Source organism: Streptomyces sp. NPDC012935, from assembly GCF_042900345.1.
In the GTDB taxonomy this organism is placed as follows: domain Bacteria; phylum Actinomycetota; class Actinomycetes; order Streptomycetales; family Streptomycetaceae; genus Streptomyces.
Map to the genome: position 1 here is coordinate 1 of NZ_JBIBBC010000100.1, position 1,186 is coordinate 1,186.

Below are 1,186 nucleotides of genomic sequence, written 5' to 3' on the forward strand. Positions count from 1 at the left end.
GGACGGGCGTCAGTTGACACTGCCCATGAGCTCCTTGACCTTCTTGCGGTACATCCAGACCGCGAACCCGGCGACCACGGCGAGCGTGGCCTCCAGGGTGACGATGCCCGTCTTGTTCAGGTCGACGCCCGCGATGGAGAGCAGACCGGTGGTGGCGTCACCCGCGGTGACGGCCAGGAACCAGACACCCATCATCTGGGAGGCGTACTTGGCCGGGGCCATCTTCGTGGTGACCGACAGGCCGACCGGGGACAGCATCAGCTCACCGACGGTCTGCACGAAGTAGATCCCCGCCAGCCACAGCGCGGCCGCCTTGTGGCCGCCGTCGGCGATCGACAGCGGGGCCAGGAAGAGGAAGAAGGACGCGCCGACCAGGATCAGGCCCATGGCGAACTTCGACGCGGTGCTCGGCTCCTTGCCGCGCTTGGCCAGCGCGAGCCACAGCCAGGCGAAGACCGGCGCCAGCGCCATGATCATGACCGGGTTGACCGACTGGTACCAGGAGACCGGGAACTCCCAGCCGAAGACCGAGTTGTCGGCCGAGGACTCGGCGAACAGGGAGACGGTCGAGCCACCCTGGTCGTAGATCATCCAGAACACGGCGGCGGCGACGAAGAACCAGATGTACGCGGTCAGCTTGGACTGCTCGCCGCGGTCGAGCTGCTTGTCGCGCTTCATCCGGCCGATGACCATGACCGGGATGACCAGACCGGCGACGGTGATCGGGACGAGCAGCCAGTTCAGCGTGTAGACGCCGGAGAAGCCGACGATCGCGTAGAACACCGCGGCGACGGCGGCCCAGAAGAACGCCTTGCGCAGGGTCGCGGCCTTCTGCTCGGCGGTCAGCGGCGTGGGGACGACGTCCGACTTGGCGCTCAGGTGGCGGCTGCCCAGCAGGAACTGGGCGAGACCCAGCGCCATGCCCAGCGCGGCGAGCGCGAAGCCCAGGTGCCAGTTGACGTTCTCACCGATGGTGCCGATGACCAGCGGGGCGGCGAAGGCGCCCAGGTTGATCCCGATGTAGAAGATCGTGAAGCCACCGTCGCGGCGCGGGTCCTCCGGGCCGTTGTAGAGGTGGCCGACCATCGTCGAGATGTTGGCCTTCAGCAGGCCGGACCCGATCGCCACCAGGCCGAGGCCGGCGAAGAAGCTGCCGGACCAGGGGAGGGCCAGCGTCAGGTGGCCG

The 1,186-nt window shown here is 68.0% G+C and carries 1 protein-coding gene; it reads right to left on the reverse strand.

Features of this window, described 5'->3' with window-relative positions:
• Window positions 1–9 precede the first annotated feature (9 nt).
• On the reverse strand, window positions 10–1,186 hold a 1,177-nt coding region (locus ACFY5C_RS41835; protein ID WP_389455334.1), incomplete at its 5' end, for an oligopeptide:H+ symporter.